This window comes from Paenibacillus sanfengchensis, from assembly GCF_036864765.1.
GTDB lineage: Bacteria > Bacillota > Bacilli > Paenibacillales > Paenibacillaceae > Fontibacillus > Fontibacillus sanfengchensis.
In genome coordinates, this window is sequence record NZ_JBAGJC010000023.1 from 36,675 (window position 1) to 53,404 (window position 16,730).

Here is a 16,730-nt window from a genome sequence, read left to right on the forward strand (position 1 = left end):
CCGGCGAATCCGACCGAAAGTCAAACTGAAGGCTCGGGGCATATTTTACACGGATGCGTGTACCAGAGAGAGGGGAGGCTGTGCCGACGCTTCTTTCTCTTCGGAAAGCTCCAAAACCTCCTTGGAAGCTCCGCTTTCAAGACTCGACTCGTCCAGCATCTTGATATGCTCTTCCAACGCGAAAATCTGCGTAAACCAGTCGAGCGCCTCGGCTCCCTTCTCCTCCCCCGCCATCTCTTTAATCCGGTTGATCGGATCGTGCATCATCTGGTTCACGATGCTCTTGGTCAACCGGCGAATGACCTTCCGCTGACGCTCATCGAGCTCGGGCAGCTTGTTGAACATGCTCTCCAGCGTCGTCTCATGAATGGTGGAAGACTTCTCCTGCAAGGCCCGGATCACAGGCTTGACTCCCAAAGTTTGCAGCCAGTTTCCGAAAACCTCGATTTCCGCCTCGATCATTTCTTCAATTTTCACGGCTTCTCCCCGCCGCATTTCCAGATTGCTCTCCACAATTCCTTCGAGGTCGTCGATATCGTACAAAAACACATGCTCCAGCTCGCCGATGGCCGGATCGATGTCCCGGGGAACCGCGATATCGATCATAAACAGCGGCCGGTCCGGACGCTGCTGCATGCTCTTGGCTACCTGGGATTGCGTAATGACGTAACCCTCGGCTCCGGTCGAACTGATCAAAATATCGACCTCGGTCAGCCGGTTCATCGCTTCCTGCATCGAGCAAGGGGTGCCATTAAATTTGGCGGCCAGCTCCTGCGCACGTCCGAACGTACGATTGGCGACAATCACTTCCTCCGCTCCCGCTCCGCTTAAGTGCTTGGCCGTCAATTCGCTCATTTTGCCGGCGCCGAGAATCAGCACCCGCTTGCCGGTGAAGCTTCCGAAGATCCGCTTTCCAAGCTCCACGGCAGCATAGCTGACCGAAACCGCACTCTCGCCGATCGAGGTTTCCGAATGGGCCCGCTTGCTTAGAGTAACGGCCTGTTTAAACAGCATGTTGAACCACTTTCCGGTACCTTTTTCGCGCTGGGACAGCAAAAAAGCGCTGCGGACCTGACCCAGGATCTGCGTTTCCCCCAACACCATGGAATCCAGGCCGCATGCGACTCTAAACAGATGACGGATGGCTTGCTCGTCTTCATACATATATAAATGCTTGGTAAATTCCTCGCGCGGAATACCAAACCACTTCTCCATAAAACTTCGGATAAAATACCCGCACATATGCAGTCTGTCTACGACCACATAAATTTCCGTGCGGTTGCAGGTTGCGATTATGACGCCTTCCAATACACTCTTGGTGCGTTTCAACTCCTGCAGCGCTTGTGGCATATCCTGATCCGCAAACGCAAAGCGTTCTCTTACTTCCACAGGCGCCGTCCGATAGTTTAACCCGACTACGACAATGTGCATTGCAAGTTCACCTGCCTTTTAGAAGTTGTGACAGCATTCCTCTTGAACAAACTATGTTAATTATATCACAGAGGCCACCGCAAACTCGGGGTTTTCCATGAGTTTTTTATGAATTATTTATGAAATGTAAAATTTTAATAAAATAAATAACCATGGAAGTTCTTCCATGGTTATAATATCTTTCCCATTTTCTAAGTAAATTATATAGGTCTTAAACCAACTCCGCTTGATTAACGACCGGAGTCACGACCTCAAGCTCGCCCAAACCGCGAATCAGTTTCTTCGCGTAGCATTTTTCCGGTTTTAATACGGAAACCAGGTAATCGATTGCCAGCTGCGGGTCTACGGTCTCACCGCAAGTGTAACAATCAATCGCAGCAAAACCTCTCTCAGGATACGTATGAATCGAGAGATGGCTCTCCGACAGCAAAACAAGCACCGTGGCACCTTGTGGTTCGAACTGTTTGGATTGCACGGACAGCACCGTGGCTCCGCAAGATTCGGCAGCTTCCACCATATGAGCTTGCAGCAGCTCTGCGTTGTTCAGTACCTCAAAATCGACTCCCCAAGTATCAACAGCAACGTGTCTTCCGAAAGTTGAATATTCCATCTTTCGGTTCCCCCTTCCTAGGAATAAAATGTTTGAAAAAATTTCATCCGCTAGGACCTACGTCATTCACTTCCCGAGGGAAAAATCTCTCGCAACATCTCCATGTCCTGAGTGAATCCTGGTTCCTATTTTCTTTTCAACGAGATTAAAAATACCATCTATCGATGACAAATGCAACACTTTTTTGACCACAGATAAATATTATTCCGGATACGGGCGTTCGGTGCAGAAAAAAAGCAACGAAAAACCCGCGATTCAAGGTCTCCCCTTAAATCGCGGGCTGCATAGAAATTCATTGATGGGATGGATTAGTTCTTACTCAGCAAGATAAGGATCAGGCCTCCAGAACGAACAACCGGCGTGTGAATCCTCGCAGTTCATCATCGATTGCCGTTACCGAGGCGGCATCTTTGGCGACGATTCGCTGATCGAGCAACGTGTTGATGCGGGTATGAATACCTTCAATCTCCCGTTCCACATCGTTATTCCGGTAAATTCTTTGAAGCTCGCCCAACGTATCTTTAAACTCATACACCAATTTGTAGGAATCCCGGGAGAATTCAAGGATCTTGCGCACCCGGCCATCTTGATAATAATACATCATCATGAATCCGTTATAAATTCTTGTGACCATGCCCGAACCCTTGAAGGCGGCAAACAGAAGTCTCATTACATTGGTCAAATGGGGTTTTTCCAAGCGGAAAGACAATTCACAGACATAATAACCGTCCCTGCGGTCAAAAGGCAGATGGACTTCCTCTCCGCTGTCATCCTCCAGCACCACCTCTTGACTTCCGTTATCCAGCACCTTGACCCGCTGGCGGACGTGAGGATCATACACTTTGTGAATAAACTGCGACATCTGAACTTCCGACAAACGCAAACTGGCATTAACATACTCTGTGGCTAACCGCTGAGCCATAAAAATCTCCTCAATTCTTTTAACAATCCTTTAAAATAATTATACACTACTCATTTAATGATTTGCTCAGCGATTAAAACGTGAAATCCTGCCATTTTTCAGAAAAAAACGGATTTAGCCGTTTTTAGCCGCAACAATCCCCCTGCATGCTCACTTTCCTGCCGACTGTTCTCCGAATCCCTTCTTGATCCATCGATTTATGCAATTTTTTCTAATTCACTCTTTGGGAGTGTCCAAGCTGTCTGGCATCGCATAACGGGATATTTGCGACCATAGCTCGTCCCGACCGATGCCTTCCTCGGAGGAAAACATAACGATCTGATCGCCCGCACGCATTACGAGCGCTTCCCGAATTACCTTCAAGTGCTTCTGCCAGCGGGACTTCGGAATTTTATCGGCTTTCGTCGCCACCACGCAGACAGGCAAGTCATAGTGCTTCAACCAGTCATACATCAGCTCGTCATCCTTGGACGGCGGATGGCGCAAATCGATGACAAGCAGGACTAGCCGGAGCGTTTCCCGCTCCAGCAAATATTTTTCGATCATATTTCCCCAAACCTGACGTTGGGACTTGGACACCTTGGCATAGCCGTAACCGGGAAAATCGACGAAGTAGATTTCGTCATTGATCCGGTAGTAGTTCAAATGCTGGGTCTTCCCCGGAGTCGAGCTGGTCCGGGCCAAGTTCTTACGGTTGATCATACGGTTGATCAGCGAGGACTTCCCGACGTTGGAACGCCCTGCCAGAGCGATCTCCGGCAAGGCGTCTTCAGGGTATTGGCTGGGTCCTACAGCGCTGATCACAAATTCTGCACTGGTTATCTTCATCGTTTCAATCCTCTCTAATGCACTTCCGGCTGCTCCACAAGCGCATGTTCCAGCACCTGGTCCATATGGGATACGGGCACGAACACCATATCGTCCTTCACACTGTCCGGAATATCGCGCAAATCGCGCTCATTATCCTTCGGCAGCAGGACTTTCTTGTAACCTGCGCGATGCGCGGCCAGCGATTTCTCCTTCAAACCGCCGATCGGCAAAACGCGTCCGCGCAGCGTAATTTCTCCGGTCATCGCGATATCCTTGGATACATGGCGACCCGTTAACGCGGAAATCAGCGCGGTGGCGATCGTAATGCCCGCGGATGGTCCGTCTTTCGGGATCGCCCCTTCAGGGATATGAATATGGATATCGTTCTTCTCATGGAAGTCGGCAGCGATCCCCAGCTCCGAGGCTTTCGAACGCGTATAACTAAAAGCCGCTTGTGCGGACTCTTTCATCACGTCGCCGAGCTTTCCTGTCAGCGTCAATTTCCCGCTGCCGGGGACGACGGTGACCTCGATCACTAACGTCTCTCCGCCTACTTCCGTCCAAGCGAGTCCGGTCACCGTACCGATTTGATCCTCGAGCTCCGCTACGCCGTACCGGTATTTAGGCACACCCAGATAGTCCTTGATCTCTTCGGGGCCGATTGTGATCTCCTGCAGCCCTTCGGATACCACCTTCTTGGCGGCCTTCCGGCACAGAGCGGCAACCTGCTGCTCGAGATTCCGCACCCCCGATTCCCGGGTATACTCCCGGATGGTGCGGAGAAGCGCCTCTTCGCCGATCTCCAACTGCTCCGGCTCCAGCCCATGCTCCCGCTTCTGCTTGGGCAGCAGGTAACGGGTAGCGATTTGCAGCTTCTCCAATTCCGTGTAGCCCGGAATATAGAGCATTTCCATCCGGTCCAGGAGCGGACGCGGAATGTTATGGACCGCATTGGCGGTCGTCACGAACATGACGTTCGACAAATCGAAAGGAACCTCGATGAAGTGATCGCTGAACGTGTTGTTCTGCTCGGGATCGAGCACCTCAAGCAGCGCCGATGACGGATCCCCGCGGAAATCGGAGGCCATCTTATCGATTTCGTCCAGCAGGAACACCGGATTCAGCGTCCCGGCCGTCTTCATCCCCTGGATGATCCGCCCCGGCATCGCGCCCACATAGGTCCGCCGGTGCCCGCGGATCTCCGCTTCATCGCGAACTCCGCCTAAAGAAATCCGCACGAACTCGCGTCCGAGCGATTTGGCGATCGAGCGGGCGAGCGAAGTCTTACCCACCCCTGGCGGCCCTACTAGACAGAGGATCGGCCCTTTGAGCTTCTTCACCAGCTTCTGTACCGCCAGATACTCCAGAACGCGCTCTTTGGGTTTATCGAGTCCGTAATGATCTTCGTTCAGCACCTGCTCCGCTTTGGCCAAATCCAGGTCATCCTCGGTTTTCTCGTCCCAAGGCAAGCTCAGCAGCCAGTCCACATAATTGCGGATAACCCCGCCTTCAGCGGAGCTGGCCGGCATCTTCTCCAGCCGGTCAATCTCCTTCTGCGTCTTCTCGCGGACTTTCTCCGGCAGGTTCTTCTCCTCGAGCAAAGCCCGTAATTCCTCGACTTCGCCGGCCCGCCCTTCCTTCTCGCCGAGTTCCTTCTGAATCGCCTTCATCTGTTCCCGCAGATAGTATTCCTTCTGGGTCTTCTCCATCTGCTTCTTGACGCGCTGGCTGATTTTGCGCTCCAGCTCCAGCACTTCTCGCTCGTTATTCAAAATGTCGAGCAATTTTTCCAGGCGTTTTCGGACGTCGATCGTCTCCAAAATCTCTTGCTTATCCTTAATTTTAAGGGACAAGTGGCTCGTAATGACGTCGGCGAGGCGGCCCGCTTCTTCAATGTCCGAAACCGCCGCAAGCGTCTCGGGGGTAACCTTCTTCGATAAATTGATATAATGTTCGAATTGGGTGAGCACCGTGCGCATTAACGCATCGACTTCCGGATCGGTCGTATCCTCCTCCGGCCGCTCTTTGGCAATCACCTCGTAATACTCTTCATTATCCAAATATTCCACAATCTCGGCACGTTCCATCCCCTCGACCAGCACCCGGATGGTGCCGTTCGGCAGCTTCAACATTTGCCGAACTTTCGCGACTGTACCGATACGAAAAATGTCTTCCTGGGTCGGTTCTTCAATGTTCACTTCGGATTGAGAACAGAGGAGAATCAAATTGTCGTCGACCATCGCCTTCTCCAGCGCCTTCACCGACTTTTCCCGGCCTACATCCAAATGAAGCACCATGCTCGGGTAGACGAGAAGGCCGCGCAAAGGCAGCAAAGGAAAACGACGACCTCTGGATTTATGGGGTCCCATCGTTTTCGCACCTCCAAACGTTCTCGTTAAGATATCATTCCTATTTTAACAAATGTTACATGAAAACACCAATGAAGAGCGGCTGCCCAAACGGCAGCCGCCCAGAACCCAACCCCGGTCAGACCACGCCGTTGGATGGAGGCGACTCGGCATGCAGAAAAGGCGCCGGCGCCGGCAAAGGCGCAAACAGCTCTCCACCCGACATAAAGCCGAAGTCCTTCTCGGCTTCGGGGCCGAAGACATGCCGGAACACTTCGCCGACCGATTCAACGGGAATGACCCGCAATCCGTCCAAGCCTTCAAAAAGAGTCTGCCAATTATCCTTCGGAATAAGCACCGTGGTTGCCCCGGCCTGAAAAGCGGCCTCCACCTTGGCGACCACACCGCCGACCGGCTTAACCTTGCCATGGATACCGATTTCTCCCGTCATGGCGACGCGGTGATCCACCGGAATCCGTTTAATCGCCGAGGCGATGGCCGTCGCGATCGCCAGACCCGCTGACGGACCGTCGATCGGCGTCCCTCCCGGAAAGTTAATGTGCAGATCATAGCCGGAAGGGTCGATACCGATCCGCTTCAGCACGGTCAGCACATTTTCGACCGAGCCTTTGGCCATACTCTTGCGCCGAAGCGTCCGAGTCCCCCCTCCGATTTCCTCTTCATCCACTACACCTGTGATATTGTAGATGCCTTTGCCGGGTTCCACAGGAACAGCCGTCGCTTCAATTTCCAGCAGCGTGCCCATGTTGACCCCGTAAACGGCCAGCCCGTTGACGACCCCGATTTCCGGCTGCGCCGGAATTTTCCGGTCCGGACGAGGTACCAGCTGGCTGCTTGTGGCCACCCATTCCAGGTCCGCCGCCAGCAGGTGATCCCGTTTCTCCGTCAGCGCGAGTCCTGCCGCCAACTGCACCATGTTAACCGCCTCACGGCCGTTGGTGGCGTATTTCTTGATGACTTCCACCGCTTCCGGGCAAGGCTGAAATCCGATTCGCTTCACGGCATCCTCGGCGATTTGCGCGATCTCCTCCGGAAGCAGCGGCCGGAAATAGATCTCCATACATCGGGAACGCAGCGCGGGCGGAATCTCCTGGGGCGAGCGCGTCGTCGCGCCCACGAGCCTGAAGTCGGCAGGCAAGCCGTTTTGGAAAATATCATGAATATACGCCGGCGTACCGGTATCCTCGGAATTGTAATAGGCGCTCTCCAAATACACCTTCCGATCTTCCAGCACCTTCAGCAGCTTATTCATCTGGATGGAATGCAGTTCACCGATCTCATCGATGAACAAAATCCCTCCGTGGGCCTTGGTTACGGCCCCGGGCTTCGGCTGCGGGATACCGGCGACCCCCATCGCCCCGGCCCCTTGATAGATCGGATCATGCACCGATCCGATCAGCGGATCCGCGATCCCGCGCTCATCGAACCGGGCGATCGTGGCATCGATCTCCATAAATTTCGCGTCGGTTTTAAAAGGGGAGACCGGGTTCTTCTTCGCCTCCTCCATAACCACGCGTGCCGCAGCGGTCTTGCCTACGCCCGGCGGCCCGTAAATGATCACGTGCTGCGGATTTGCGCTGCACAGCGCCGCCTTCAAGGCACGAAGCCCATCCTTCTGGCCGACGATATCGCTCAATGAAGCCGGACGCGTCCGCTCCGCAAGCGGCTTCGTCAGCGAAATCGCCCGCAGCTTGCGCAGCTTCTCCATCTCCTTGCGAGATTCGCGGTCCACCGCCGTCCGGTTTCCTTTTTGATTGCGCAGCTGATTCCAGAAATACAGGCCGATGACTACAGCAAAAAACATTTGAACGGACATCAGAATGACACTCAGATCCATGTCACAGAACCTCCCCACTTTGACTGATACTTGGTAGTATAGCCCTTTCACCCCATCATAAAACGACCCACACGGAAGAATCATATCTTTTTCGCAAAAAAAGCCGCGGACTATCGTAAATGACAGCCCACGGCTTTGTAAAATCCAGACTTATTTCGCGCTAAACGACCGATGTTCCTTCCGCCCCGGAATTTCGCCGGTCGCTTCGTACACCTCGACGATATGGTCGATCTCTTTCTTGAGCTCGGAAAGCAACTCGGCTTCAGGTACTTTACGGATCATTTCTCCGTAACGGAATAACAATCCTTCCCCGCGCGCACCGGCGATCCCGATATCGGCCTCCCGGGCTTCGCCGGGACCGTTGACCGCACATCCCAGTACCGAGACTTTGATCGGTACTTTCAGGTTGGCGATATAGTCCTCCACCTCATTGGCGATCGAGAACAGATCAATGTCCAGGCGACCGCAGGTGGGACAGGACACGAGCGTGGCCGCATTTGTGATCAGACCGAACGTTTTCAGCAATTCACGGGCCACTTTGACCTCTTCAACCGGATCGGCGCTGAGCGAAATCCGCACGGTCGAACCGATCCCCATGGAGAGCAGCGCCCCAATTCCGGCCGCACTCTTCACGGTACCGGAAAAGAGCGTACCGGCTTCCGTGATGCCGAGATGAAGCGGGTAAGGAATAACTTCCGCCGCCTTGGTATACGCCGCAATGGCCATCGGTACGTCCGAGGCCTTCAGCGAGACGATGATATCGTGAAAATCCAGTTCTTCCAAAATTCCGATATGGAATAACGCGCTTTCCACCATCGCTTCCGGCGTTGGGTACCCGTATTTCTCCAGAAGGTGGTTCTCCAAAGAGCCTGCGTTTACGCCGATTCGAATCGGAATGCCTCTCTCCTTGCAGGCTTTAACGACGGCTTCGACCTTCTCGCGCCGACCGATGTTCCCGGGGTTGATCCGTACCTTGTCAATCCCGTTCTCGATAGCCAGCAGAGCCAGCTTGTAATTAAAGTGGATGTCGGCCACAAGCGGTATGTGAATCTGCTTCTTGATTTCCTTGATGGCCGCAGCCGCTTCCTCGTTATTCACCGTCACGCGAACCAACTGGCAGCCGGCTTCCTCCAACCGGTGGATTTCAGCAACCGTCGCGGCGACATCCGCCGTTTTGGTCGTGCACATACTCTGGATAATGACTTCATTGCTCCCGCCGATCGTCAGATTGCCGACCTTCACCGGTCGCGTATCTTGTCTCAAGAACATATTCTGGCCTCCCCCCATAACGCCAAATCTCACTGCACTTCAAGTCAGACAACAAACTCCGAAGCAAGTGTGGTGTGCCGTTTTAGATTAATCGCAGAATAACGGAAAAGGTCCGTTAAAGGCAAAGAAGGCCCCAAAGGGCCATTCCTGCTGCGTGATGGAAAACTTGGGTTGTAAGCGATCCGGCTTCCGCCTTACGCGCTCTCTTCCTGCTTCTTGTTCTTATTGCCTTCGAGTTCCGGCGACGTCTTCTCGATCACGACTTTTTCGGTAATGACGCAATCGGTTATGTCATCGCGGGACGGCACCTCATACATCACGTCCAGCATAATGCCTTCGATGATCGCACGCAATCCGCGCGCGCCGGTATTCCGCTTGATCGCTTCGCGAGCAATGGCTTCCAGCGCCTTCGGCTCAAACTGAAGATTGACGTTGTCAAGCTCAAGCAGCTTCTGGTATTGCTTCACGAGGGCATTCTTCGGCTCCGCCAAAATGCGGACCAGCGTCTTTTCATCCAACGGCTCCAGAGTAGAAATGACCGGCAAACGCCCTACGAATTCCGGAATCAAACCGAATTTCAAGAGGTCTTCCGGCAAGACCATCGACAGATATTCGCCCGGCTTCAGGTCCTTTTGTCCGTCGTTTGCCGTGTTAAACCCGATGACCTTCTTACCGATCCGGCGTTTGATCATTTGCTCGAGACCGTCAAAGGCACCGCCGCAGATGAACAAAATGTTCGTCGTATCGATTTGAATGAACTCCTGATGCGGATGCTTGCGGCCGCCTTGCGGCGGAACGGAAGCTACCGTACCTTCGAGAATTTTCAAGAGAGCTTGCTGTACGCCTTCCCCGGAAACGTCGCGCGTAATCGACGGGTTCTCCGATTTACGGGCCACTTTATCGATTTCATCGATATAAATAATGCCGCGTTCCGCTTTCTCCACGTCGTAATCCGCTGCCTGGATCAGCTTCAGCAGGATGTTCTCCACATCCTCGCCCACATAACCGGCTTCCGTAAGCGATGTGGCATCGGCAATCGCAAACGGAACGTTAAGAATCTTCGCCATCGTTTGCGCCAAAAGCGTTTTCCCCGAACCTGTCGGTCCCAAGAGCAGAATATTACTCTTCTGCAGCTCGACGTCATCGTTCTTACTCTGCGAATTTACCCGCTTGTAGTGGTTGTAAACCGCCACGGAAAGCGACTTCTTCGCTTGCTCCTGACCGATAACATACTGATCCAAAATGTCGCGGATTTCCATCGGCTTCGGAATTTCCTTGAGATCGAGCTCTTCCTCATGTCCGAGCTCTTCCTCCACGATTTCCGTGCACAATTCAATGCATTCGTCACATATATAAACGCCCGGCCCGGCAACCAGTTTGCGGACCTGTTCCTGCGATTTTCCGCAGAATGAGCATTTCAGTTGTCCTTTTTCATCGTTGAATTTAAACATGTAAACACCCCTTTATGGTTTAATCGGCTTGTTGATGACCTGGTCGATAATCCCATAGGCCTTAGCCTCTTCCGCGCTCATGAAGAAATCACGGTCCGTGTCGCGCTGGATTTTCTCAAGGGGTTGACCCGTCCGATCCACATAGATTTGGTTCAACTTCTCCCGTGTCTTGATAATCCATTCGGCATGAATTTTGATATCCGCCGCCTGCCCTTGAACTCCTCCGAGCGGTTGATGAATCATCACTTCGCTGTTCGGAAGCGCAAATCGCTTACCCGGAGCGCCTGCCGTCAGCAAAAGCGAGCCCATGCTGGCCGCCATGCCCACACAGATCGTTGACACATCGGGTTTAATGTACTGCATCGTATCATATATACCCATCCCCGCAGTGACAGAACCACCCGGAGAATTGATGTACAGATGGATGTCTTTATCCGGATCCTCGGCTGCCAAGAACAACAGTTGGGCAATCACGAGATTGGCTACGTCATCGTCAATCGCGTTGCTTAAGAAAATAATGCGATCCTTGAGCAGTCTAGAGTAAATATCGTAAGACCGTTCTCCCCGGTTTGTTTGTTCCACGACCATAGGTACCAGACTCATGTGACCAACCTCTTTTCTATTATCAAATTTCCTGCGCCCTAGATTATTTTATCACGTTCAAAGGCGCATGTCATTTTTCACCCCATACAGTTTATGTGTTTGAATTTACAATATATAACCGATAGGGATATCCTATTCCCGGGTGGAAATAATTGTATGGATAAAAGGTGAAAAATTAAGGCACGCATTAAGTTATACGTGCCTTAGCATTTGCCTTGTGTTGTATGATCAAATAGCTCCTTGCGGGCAAGGACTTATTCTTCTTCGTTTTGTTTCTCTTCCGCTGCGGAATCATCCGCTTTGGCCGCTTTCTTCGTCGCTTTCTTGGCCGGCTTGTCGGCTTCCTCGGATTTCTCCGCCGTTTCGAATTGCTCGGCGGGAACTTCCTTGGCGTTTTCCGTCAAGAACTGAATCGTCTTGCGAAGAAGAACGTCCTCTTTCACGCTTCCCAGCGAGCCGTTCGCGGCAAGGATGTTACGAATTTCCTCAGGAGTGCGCTTGTAAGCGTCCGCCATATCCTGAAGCTCCTTGTTGACTTCCTCTTCCGTCGCTTCGATTTTCTCGGCTTTCGCGATTTGCTCAAGCACCAGGTTGTTGCGAACACGCTTCTCGGCGTCGTTCTTCATTTGTTCTCTCAAATCTTCAACCGTTTGGCCGGAGAAACCGAGGAACATATCCAGGTTCATGCCTTGGGCGCGGAGACGGTTATCGAAGTCGCGTACCATGTTCTCCACTTCGCTGTCGATCATGGCTTGCGGGATTTCCACTTCGGCATTCTCGCCGATTTTGTCAACGAGAATTCTTTCGCGTTCAGATGCGCCTTCTTTTTCCTTGCGGGATTCCAATTGTTTCTTCAGATCCGCTTTGTATTCGTCCAACGTATCGAATTCACTTACGTCCTTGGCAAACTCGTCGTCCAGTTCAGGAAGCTGTTTGCGCTTGATTTCGTGAACTTTCACTTTAAATACCGCTTCTTTACCCGCCAACTCTTCAGCATGGTAAGTTTCAGGGAAAGTAACGGTTACGTCCTTAAAGTCGCCTGTAGCCAGTCCCACAACCTGATCTTCAAAACCAGGAATGAAGGTGTTGCTGCCCAGTTCAAGGGAATAACGCTCGGCTTTGCCGCCTTCGAACGGAACTCCGTCCACGGAGCCGTCAAAGTCGATGACAACGGTATCACCGTTTTGTGCAGCTTCTTCGTCGATCACGACGAGCTCGGCATGGCGTTCTTGCATGCGGGTAAGCTCTTCGCTCAACTCTTCTTCGCCAACTTCGGTGTTAGTTGCAGGAACTTCGATACCTTTATAGTCGCCAAGCTTCACTTCAGGCTTCACGGTTACTTTAGCTTTAAACTTGAAAGGTTGTCCCTTGGCAAATTGCTCAACATCCACTTCCGGGCGGTCTACCGGGAAAATATCCGTTTGATCAACCGCTTCAGTATAAACTTCAGGAAGCAAAATATCGATGGCGTCTTGGTACAAGCTTTCCACACCGAAACGGGCCTCAAAGATCGACCGAGGTACTTTACCTTTACGGAATCCGGGTACGTTTACTTTTTTAATTACTTTTTGAAAAGCTTTATCCAGTGCAGCGGCAACGCGTTCCGCTTCCACTTCAACCTCGAGAACGCCGAGGTTCTTCTCTATTTTTTCCCAAGTTGCTTTCATTTTATGCTTTCCCCTCCAAATTTCACTTATACTGAATACTGAAACCGAATCGCGCGATAAAGCAGCTATCTTGGTTTCAGTATAGCTGTCTTAGTCCACGTTCGAGAATAACCACTATATTATAAACAACAATACAGCATTTTACAAGAGCTGTTAGTAGGTTCCCCTTCGGGTTCCAGATTTACCGGTTTTTATTGTAAACATTGTTCATTACTTCAGCCCCGCCGTTACGAACTGCCGCATGGACCGGCAAGCTTGCTCGAAACGCAGCCGCAAATTGTCGGTGATGCCGTACAAACTCCGGATCTCCTCTTCATGAATCCCGCCCGGCAAGCTGTCCGCGACCATTTGATGGAGTGCGGCGGCCCAGATGTCGATCATGCTGTCCTCATCGCTCAGCAGCGACCTGTAATCCATCGTCCCGTAAATGGCCATAACAAACTGCGTCCAAAGCTCCTGGGCAAAATAAAACAACGTCGGATCATGAACCTGGGTCTGATCGCCAACGCGTTCCAGAACATGCTGAACCGGTGCAGGGAAATCCTCCGGCTTGATCGGCACGGATTCGATTTCGATCTCCACCTTCTCCCCAAAGCGAAAAAACGAAACGACACCATGGGCCCCGCGGCGTTTTAAGATTTGAAGTACCCGATATTGAAGCAAAGGATGCAGTTCTTGTCGGCTCAGCCAATCAATCAGCGCCTCGTCGACTTCCGGCCGATCCAGATAAGCCAGCTGCTCCAGCGCAAGGAACGTCTGCTCCGACATCGGCTTCCCGATGACCGCCCGCAAAAGCTTGTCGGCGTATTGATGATCCTCGGCCATCTTGGCCTCGACATGCCGCCGGGCTATGACATCCTCGTCCTCTTCCTCATCGTCCGATAGGCCGGTGTGGTTCGCCGCTTCATCCTGTAGCATGGGAAACGCGTCCGTGAGCCAATCCAACAAGTTCCTCCATTCCGCATACTGCCTGTCGTCCTGGCCCTGGCATTGCAATAAAAACCGCAGAAGCTCGGCAGCCTCGCCGTATCGCTCGGTCTCCAGCATTCTCGTCAATTCAATCTGGTAAAAATCCAAGGTTTTGGGAAACAAGACCACGTTGTCCTTCTGGTTGTGAGTGTCGCTGATAAGGGCACCTCCTTTCATCCGGTCTAATTTATTGAGATTATAGCATAGAGATGAAAGAAGGCAAAAATCATCCCATTATAGCAAATCCCAGCCACCCTATTGCGCAAACTAATTTGCCATGATATAATCTTTTTTGCTTCTGTTTTTTATGTATCATGTCCCAGTAGCTCAGCTGGATAGAGCAACGGCCTTCTAAGCCGTCGGTCGGGGGTTCGAATCCCTCCTGGGACGTAAGAAGAAAGTCGGTTCATACGTGAACCGGCTTTTTTGCGTCCCTTGGGAATGAGAACCCCGGTAGGGGTTCGTCGGAGCGAGACCTCCCGCGCTTAGCAGGGAAGGACGAGCGGAGTCTCGCGCAGCAGCGCGAGTATCCCTCCTGGGACGTAAGAAGAAAGTCGGTTCATACGTGAACCGGCTTTTTTGCGTCCAATGGGGATGAGAACCCCGGTAGGGGTTCGTCGGAGCGAGCCCCCACGTTTTTGGGAGGAATTTAGGCCGTATATTGTCAGCGGCCAGCTTTGCTATTTGAAAAGCCGGTAGGTGAATAAGTGCCATATGCGGCGCTATTTTGTCGAATTTGGCTGGGTCGAGTGAAATAAGCGCTTTTTAGGCACTAGCATTGCATTAACCCTGACACATGATTACAACGGAGCTTGATGCCTTAATCTCTTTTAGAGAACTTCGAAATAAGTACAGGCCTCTAAACAAGGTTCTGCAGTTAGGAAGTCTAACGGCCGTGAGAGCCGTTATGTTGCGATTGAATCACGTATTGGGATTTTAACGGTCGTGTGGACCGTTATTTACCTTTATTTCGACCAAAACAGCCATACTTATATGAAATAGGGGCCGTGGCGACCGTTAGAATTTGGAGTCAGCGCAAACAGGGCAAATAGGGGCCGTGGCGACCGTTAGCATGATTTAGAGGGGGAGACGATCTAAGTTCGACATGTTGCTTGCCAAAGCGGCGGATTGGCCCTAAATGGGCAGCATCAAGGAAGGTTTAATGCAACGTCATTGCTTTTTAGGGCCTTATATAGGGAAAAAGCGGGCCAAAACCTGATTTCGGGGCCCGCATCAGGGGAATAAGGCCCTTTGACCGCTATGATTCCCTCGGAGCCGAATCGGGCCGAATTAACGTCCCAAAAGGCACTAGCATTGCATTAAACCTGACACAAGAAATTAACGGAACAGTATTTACTAAATATGTTAATTTATATGTTATTTTCATGGAATAAAATAAAAAAAGCTCCTATTGTTGAGTTAGATGCGTTACCCATAACTCATCTCAACAAAAGGAGCCAACCATGGGTAACATACACAATTTATCTGTGATTCGTCAATGCTTTTCTTATATTTCTGAAGAAAATTTTAGCTTTCCAATTTCCGATCATCGTGTTCGCAAGCTTACTACCTTAAAAAGTATCAAGTTAATTTTAGCCTCCCAACTCGCTAAGTGGGATTCTTATGAACACATTTCTCAAGCCACTTCGAACAAGCACAACGCTGCAGGAAAGTCTGGAACTATCCAGCATCAGTAGTTCTCAAATCTCCAGGCGTCTAAAGATGATTCCTACCGAGATACTCGAAGGTCTATTCCTTGAACTCATCGGCAAGGTCAAGCAGAAAGCTCCATCGGAAATCAAGGGCACACAGATTCGGATTATCGACTCGACTTGTCTAAGACTTCCGGCGACACTGGCCAACTGGGCGTACGTAACCCGTGACCACACTCAAATCAAAATTCATGTTCGAGTCTTGGTTTTGACTAAAAATGAAGAGAAAGAGGTCATTCCTGAGAAGGCCATCCCTACTACGGGGAATGTGAGTGACTACGAAACCATGAACTTTCTGGTCGAAGATGACGGCACAATATACGTGATGGATCGCGGTTATGTGAAGTATAAACAGTTCGATACTTGGCTAGAGCAAAAAGTTCAATTCGTAACTCGAATCAACGAAAAACATAGGGTTTGGCAGGTGGAGCAAGAGCTGCCGGTTCATCCGGATTCAAACATCATCCGAGATGCTATCGTTCAATTAGGGAGTGCCTTTCGCAAGACAGAGAATTCTTTACGCCTTGTAGAGTTTTTGGATGAAAAGGGGCGCAAGTATCGTCTGGCTACTTCGTGCTTTGACCTAAGTGCTGAGGAAATCGCGGACATCTATCGGCAGCGTTGGCTGATCGAGCTATTTTTCAAGTGGATGAAGCAGCATTTGCGATTAGTGAAGCTGTATAGCTATGATCCTCAAGGGATAGGGAACCAGATCTTTATCGCTTTGATCGCTTATGCTATGGCCATGCTCATTCATGTGATCAGTGGAACCCGAATGAGTTTGTGGGAAGTGCTTCAATCACTTCGTCTTTTATGGGAGAAACCTAATTTGCTACTTGAATCCGAGCTTCATCGAAGGAGTAAAAGCCAGAACAACAAAGGGCGTCAAAGGAGTACAAAAATGTACAAGGAACCGCCTATTATGAACACATCGGTTGGAATGATCAAGCCAAGAAGAAAATGAAGCTGAGTGAAGAGGCAAAATAGAACAAAAAGTTAATATCCATAAAATGGAATAACGCATCTATTTTCTGACCCCCTTCATTTTTTGGCCAATTACTTAAAAATCGATATGGAAAA

At 51.1% G+C, this 16,730-nt stretch carries 12 protein-coding genes and 1 tRNA gene; 2 read left to right on the top strand and 11 right to left on the bottom strand.

What is annotated here, in order from left to right; genetic code table 11:
• Positions 1–45: 45 nt before the first annotated feature.
• From hemA to V4U84_RS25810, 11 genes are all read right to left on the bottom strand, one after another.
• On the bottom strand, positions 46–1,431 hold the full coding sequence (gene hemA, locus V4U84_RS25760) for a glutamyl-tRNA reductase (RefSeq protein WP_334076032.1): 1,386 nt from the start codon (positions 1,429–1,431) through the stop codon (positions 46–48).
• 211 nt (positions 1,432–1,642) lie between these two features.
• Positions 1,643–2,041: an adenosylmethionine decarboxylase gene (gene speD / locus V4U84_RS25765; RefSeq protein ID WP_148457265.1), complete on the bottom strand. Its 399-nt coding sequence runs from the start codon at positions 2,039–2,041 to the stop codon at positions 1,643–1,645.
• Between the two features lie 334 nt (positions 2,042–2,375).
• The gene (locus V4U84_RS25770; RefSeq protein WP_334076033.1) at positions 2,376–2,963 is read right to left on the bottom strand and encodes a non-ribosomal peptide synthetase module; all 588 of its coding nucleotides are present in this window, start codon (positions 2,961–2,963) and stop codon (positions 2,376–2,378) included.
• Between the two features lie 216 nt (positions 2,964–3,179).
• Positions 3,180–3,791, bottom strand: coding sequence for a ribosome biogenesis GTP-binding protein YihA/YsxC (gene yihA / locus V4U84_RS25775; RefSeq protein ID WP_334076034.1), 612 nt, complete (start codon positions 3,789–3,791; stop codon positions 3,180–3,182).
• A gap of 14 nt (positions 3,792–3,805) precedes the next feature.
• A complete protein-coding gene (lon, locus tag V4U84_RS25780) occupies positions 3,806–6,142 on the bottom strand; it encodes an endopeptidase La (RefSeq protein WP_334076035.1) in 2,337 nt (778 codons plus the stop codon).
• A 118-nt stretch (positions 6,143–6,260) separates the two neighbouring features.
• The gene (lonB, locus tag V4U84_RS25785) at positions 6,261–7,979 is read right to left on the bottom strand and encodes an ATP-dependent protease LonB (protein WP_334076036.1); all 1,719 of its coding nucleotides are present in this window, start codon (positions 7,977–7,979) and stop codon (positions 6,261–6,263) included.
• 150 nt (positions 7,980–8,129) lie between these two features.
• Positions 8,130–9,248 carry a flavodoxin-dependent (E)-4-hydroxy-3-methylbut-2-enyl-diphosphate synthase gene (gene ispG / locus V4U84_RS25790; protein WP_334076037.1) on the bottom strand — a complete coding sequence of 373 codons (1,119 nt, stop codon included), beginning with the start codon at positions 9,246–9,248 and terminating at the stop codon, positions 8,130–8,132.
• A gap of 194 nt (positions 9,249–9,442) precedes the next feature.
• Positions 9,443–10,699, bottom strand: coding sequence for an ATP-dependent protease ATP-binding subunit ClpX (gene clpX, locus V4U84_RS25795; RefSeq protein WP_334076038.1), 1,257 nt, complete (start codon positions 10,697–10,699; stop codon positions 9,443–9,445).
• Between the two features lie 12 nt (positions 10,700–10,711).
• Positions 10,712–11,302, bottom strand: a complete 591-nt coding sequence (clpP, locus tag V4U84_RS25800; RefSeq protein ID WP_148457252.1) for an ATP-dependent Clp endopeptidase proteolytic subunit ClpP — start codon at positions 11,300–11,302, stop codon at positions 10,712–10,714.
• A 254-nt stretch (positions 11,303–11,556) separates the two neighbouring features.
• Positions 11,557–12,969, bottom strand: a complete 1,413-nt coding sequence (gene tig, locus V4U84_RS25805; protein ID WP_334078202.1) for a trigger factor — start codon at positions 12,967–12,969, stop codon at positions 11,557–11,559.
• Positions 12,970–13,179: 210 nt separating this feature from the next.
• On the bottom strand, positions 13,180–14,115 hold the full coding sequence (locus V4U84_RS25810; RefSeq protein ID WP_334076040.1) for a hypothetical protein: 936 nt from the start codon (positions 14,113–14,115) through the stop codon (positions 13,180–13,182).
• 139 nt (positions 14,116–14,254) lie between these two features.
• On the opposite strand from V4U84_RS25810, the gene V4U84_RS25815 reads away from it, so the two are divergent.
• Positions 14,255–14,328 (top strand) — tRNA-Arg (locus V4U84_RS25815).
• 1,233 nt (positions 14,329–15,561) lie between these two features.
• A complete protein-coding gene (locus V4U84_RS25820; RefSeq protein ID WP_334076942.1) occupies positions 15,562–16,614 on the top strand; it encodes an IS4 family transposase in 1,053 nt (350 codons plus the stop codon).
• The last annotated feature ends 116 nt before the right edge of the window (positions 16,615–16,730 follow it).

What these genes read in the sequence shown, in the direction of transcription:
- clpP (WP_148457252.1), bottom strand. Translation starts at nt 11,302, where the DNA reads ATGAGTCTGGTACCTATGGTCGTGGAACAAACAAACCGGGGAGAACGG.
- tig (WP_334078202.1), bottom strand. Translation starts at nt 12,969, where the DNA reads ATGAAAGCAACTTGGGAAAAAATAGAGAAGAACCTCGGCGTTCTCGAG.
- speD (WP_148457265.1), bottom strand. Translation starts at nt 2,041, where the DNA reads ATGGAATATTCAACTTTCGGAAGACACGTTGCTGTTGATACTTGGGGA.
- lon (WP_334076035.1), bottom strand. Translation starts at nt 6,142, where the DNA reads ATGGGACCCCATAAATCCAGAGGTCGTCGTTTTCCTTTGCTGCCTTTG.
- ispG (WP_334076037.1), bottom strand. Translation starts at nt 9,248, where the DNA reads ATGTTCTTGAGACAAGATACGCGACCGGTGAAGGTCGGCAATCTGACG.
- lonB (WP_334076036.1), bottom strand. Translation starts at nt 7,979, where the DNA reads ATGGATCTGAGTGTCATTCTGATGTCCGTTCAAATGTTTTTTGCTGTA.
- clpX (WP_334076038.1), bottom strand. Translation starts at nt 10,699, where the DNA reads ATGTTTAAATTCAACGATGAAAAAGGACAACTGAAATGCTCATTCTGC.
- hemA (WP_334076032.1), bottom strand. Translation starts at nt 1,431, where the DNA reads ATGCACATTGTCGTAGTCGGGTTAAACTATCGGACGGCGCCTGTGGAA.
- V4U84_RS25810 (WP_334076040.1), bottom strand. Translation starts at nt 14,115, where the DNA reads ATGAAAGGAGGTGCCCTTATCAGCGACACTCACAACCAGAAGGACAAC.
- V4U84_RS25770 (WP_334076033.1), bottom strand. Translation starts at nt 2,963, where the DNA reads ATGGCTCAGCGGTTAGCCACAGAGTATGTTAATGCCAGTTTGCGTTTG.
- V4U84_RS25820 (WP_334076942.1), top strand. Translation starts at nt 15,562, where the DNA reads ATGAACACATTTCTCAAGCCACTTCGAACAAGCACAACGCTGCAGGAA.
- yihA (WP_334076034.1), bottom strand. Translation starts at nt 3,791, where the DNA reads ATGAAGATAACCAGTGCAGAATTTGTGATCAGCGCTGTAGGACCCAGC.